Source organism: Dyella flagellata, assembly GCF_030160275.1.
Taxonomy (GTDB): domain Bacteria; phylum Pseudomonadota; class Gammaproteobacteria; order Xanthomonadales; family Rhodanobacteraceae; genus Dyella_B; species Dyella_B flagellata.
Genome location: NZ_BSOA01000033.1, coordinates 1 through 4,051 on the forward strand (window position 1 = coordinate 1; position 4,051 = coordinate 4,051).

Genomic DNA, 4,051 nt, shown 5'->3' on the forward strand with positions numbered 1-4,051 from the left:
ATCAATCTGGTACGGATCAACGGCCCTTGTTCCAGATCGAAGGCACGATGAATTTCCTCGCTGGCGCGTTGCCGTACATAGCTGACAGGCTCCGCGCCGTCGGGCAGTTCCTCTTCCTGCCATGGCATGCCAGCTTCGACTGGTAGCAGCGCGAGTTGCGCCTCGCCCTCGTGGTTCACGAAATGACTGCGCAGGGCTTCGTGCCTCGACCAGACTCTATCGAGGGCACGGCGCCACGCTACGAGATCAAGCTTACCAAGGAGACGTAGCGCCATGGCGATATGATAAGTAGCGCTGTCACCTTCCAGTTGCGAGAGAAACCACAATCGCTGTTGCGCGAACGAAAGCACCATTGGCTGATCGCGTGAAACGGAACTTATGCGCGCATCGTCAGGCTTTGCGCTTTTCAATCCACGAGCCTTTCCCAGAGCGAGAAGTCGCTCGACCTCTTTGATATCCAGTTCACGCAATATCGATTCGGAGCTATTCATGGTTTCTCGGCCTCCACGACGACGAGCTTGCCGAGGTCGTCGCTGTCGAACTCCTGCGCAACCACTGCGATGAGCACTTCCTTGGAAAAGGACGCCAAATCCGCATGATTGAACAAAGTGTCCATACTCAGTCTTACGCCAAACTCGCTCTGCAGCCGCGTAATAAGCCGGACGACAAGCAACGAATGTCCGCCCAACGCGAAGAAGTTGTCATGGCGACCGACGCTTTGCGTATCCAGCAGCTCTTGCCAGATTTCGGCCATGGTCTGCTCGATCTCCCCCTCCGGCGCTTCGTATGCCTGATGCGCACAAGCTCCCTCATCAGGTGGAGGCAAGGCTTTGCGGTCCACTTTCCCATTCGGCGTCAACGGCAACGCATCCAGCTGCACGAACACGCTCGGCACCATGTAGTCAGGCAGGTGCTTGCCCAAATGCACACGTAACGCCCTTGCCAACACATCTGCGGACCGAGCGCTGTCCTTGCTCACCACATAGGCCACCAATCGCTTCTCACCTTGAGCGTCTTCCCGCGCAAGCACCGTCGCTTCGCGGATGTCTTCATGTTCCAGCAGGCGTGCTTGGATCTCGCCCGGTTCAATCCGGAAGCCGCGGATCTTCACCTGGCCGTCGTTGCGCCCCATGAACATGATGCTGCCGTCCGGCAGGTATTTCGCCAGATCGCCGGTGCGGTACATCCTGCCACCGGCCTGCCCGCTGAACGGATCGGGCAGAAAACGCTCGTTCGTCAACGCCGGGCGGTTGCAGTAGCCGCGAGCGACACCCGCTCCGCCGATGTAGATTTCTCCCCGTGAACCCAATGGAACCGGTTGCTGATCCTCATCCAACAGATATATCCGCGTGTTGGCAATCGGACGACCGATCGGATGCACGGAAGCTTGGACGTCGACAACGCCAGAGGTCGCTACCACGGTAGTTTCGGTCGGCCCATAGTTATTGATCAGTTGCAAGCCGTGGCACACACCACCGGGCAATTTAGGCAGGTGATCGCCGCCGACCAGCAGCCGTTGCAGGGCATTGGGCACGCCATTTTTCTCCGCCAGCGCAAGCAGTGCCAGCGGAGTAACCAGGAAGGCCGTGCGCATGGATTGGCTACGCCACCATTGGAGCATGCTGGCAGGATCTGCGGCGGTCGATTCGGGTGGAAGCAGCAAAACGCCTCCGGTCGATAAAGAGGGCCAGATCTCCCACACGCTGGCATCAAAGCCCACGCCTGCGGTGGCCGTGCTGCGGTGCCCCGCTCGCAACTCGAAGTTTGTCGCGTGCCATGTCACCAGATTGATCAGTTGCCGATGTTCGACCATCACCCCTTTGGGCAAGCCGGTGGAGCCGGAGGTGTAGATCACGTAGGCCAGACGTTGAGATGTCAGGCCTCCGATTCGCGGATTGTGCTTGGCTTGATCCGCCCACACCGGCCGCTCCGCATCCAGCTCCAGCACGGTAAGCTCCTGCGGCAAGGCCACTCCCCATGCTCTTCGACTCGCTGCGTCCGTCAAAAGGATTCGGGATGCGACATCCTTCAGCATGAAAGCGCGCCGTTCTTCCGGATACGCCGGATCCACGGGCACGTAGGCGCCACCGGCCTTGAGAATGCCGAGCAAGCCCACCAGCATGTGCGTGCTGCGTGCCATGCAGATCGCGATCGGCTCGTCAGGCTTCACCCCTACCTTGATCAACCAGTGCGCCAGGCGGTTGGACTGTGCATTGAGTTCGCCATAACTGAGCTGTTCTTCAGCATGGATCACGGCTAACGCATCGGGGGTACGGTTTGCCTGCCGTTCGAACAACTGATGGACACATAGGTCTTGCGGATAGTCGGCAGCAGTACGATTCCATGCTTCAAGCAACAGCATCCGCTCTTCTTCAGGCACGATCTCCAGTTCGTGCACTGGCCTGCCCGGAGCACGCTCCAGAGCCTCCACCAGGCTTTCCAACGCGCGCTGCATGTAACCGCAAATACGCTCCGGTTCCAACGGCGCCACGGCCTGGCTCGTCAACCCCAGCGCCTCGCCGAAATCTTCCACCGACAACACCACCGGATAATTGGTCCGCTCCTCCGCCTCAAGCAGCTCGATACCTGGCAGAACTATGCGGCTGTCTTCATCCATCATCCGGTTGTGCCGGTAGTTGAACAGGGCGCTGAACAAGGGTGCCGGTGCTTCCACGCCACTGCACCGTTGCGCCAACGCCAAGGAGGCATGCTCGTGTTGCAACAGTTCCGCCAGCCGCCGATGCGTGTCCTGCACGCTCACTTCCACCGGAGTTTCATCCAGGCTCAAGCGCAAAGGCAGCGTATTGATGAACATGCCCATCGCCTGGTCGGCCCCTTCACCGCCATGCATGCGACCGAACAGGACGGTCCCGAACACGGCATTTGTGCGCCCGCTGGTTCGCGCCACGACCTGCCCCCATGCCAGGTGGCACAGGCTGGCCATGCTTACACCTCGGCGTCGGGCCTGTTCACGCAAGCGTTCATGCAGTGCACTTGGCAGCCGTCGATACGCTTCTCCTACCTGCCGGCCATCCCGATGGACCTCGCTCAAGTCAAAGGGCAGGCACGGCTCGTCGATATCGCTCAACTGCCGGCGGAAGTAGTCGACATGAGCTTGCTCGCTGACGCCCAGCCGCGCTTGGGCGATCAGTCGGCGGAAAGGCTGTGCCGGGAGCAAGTGGTCTGCGCGGCCTTCCAGCAAAGCCTGGACTTCCCGTAAGAGCAGCTCTGCCGTGGAATGATCCCCAATCAGGTGGTGTAGCAACTGCACCACATGCCAACGACCGTCGTGCGGATCCTGCGCGATCACGTAATGCAATAGTGGCGCCTTGACCAGGTCGATGCGGTGATGCCGCGGATCGACGTGCCTGCGCAGTTGCTCGGCAATGGGACCGGCGGCCGGATCGAGCCGCAACTCCCTGACCGCCGGACATGCCTGGCGCCATACCACCTGCGCCGGCACGGCGAGCTGATCCCAGACAAAGGCGGTACGCAAAATGTCATGGCGATTCACAACCTGTTGCACCGCGACCAGGAAGCGATCGAGCAAGCTGCGGTCGGCAAACACCAGCTGCGCGATCAGCAGATAAGGATCTCCTTGTTTGGACAACAGGTGATGGAACAGGATGCCATCCTGCAGCGGAGAGAGTGCGTAGATGTCCTGGATGTTGCCGATGCCTCCCGGCACCTGCGTCACGATTCGGTCGATCTCGCCTTGGCTCAGCTCGATCAGCGGCAACATCGACGGCGTAATGGCACGGCTATCGGGCGAGATCGCATTGGGCGGCACCGCCACTTCATGCTTGCCGCCAAGCTGCGTAGCCAGGTCACACAAAGTGGATGTCGTGAACAGCGTGCGCACGTCGCAACTCAGTCCCCGGCGACGCAGCCATTCCATGTGCTGCACGGCCAACAACGAGTGCCCGCCGAGCGCGAAGAAGTTGTCATGCCGCCCCACCCGCTCCACGCCCAGCAGCTCCTGCCAGATGTGCGCCAGGATCTGCTCGACTTGCCCTTGCGGCGCCTCGTAGCGTTCGCGCGCATACGCCTC

The 4,051-nt window shown here is 60.6% G+C and carries 2 protein-coding genes; both read right to left on the reverse strand.

The features are described from left to right. A partial coding sequence (locus tag QQJ96_RS14505) for a condensation domain-containing protein (protein WP_284332732.1) occupies positions 1–491 on the reverse strand: 491 nt, incomplete at its 3' end. Next, the coding region (locus QQJ96_RS14510; RefSeq protein ID WP_284332733.1) for a non-ribosomal peptide synthetase at positions 488–4,051 on the reverse strand (3,564 nt) is incomplete at its 5' end. The genes QQJ96_RS14505 and QQJ96_RS14510, both read right to left, overlap by 4 nt.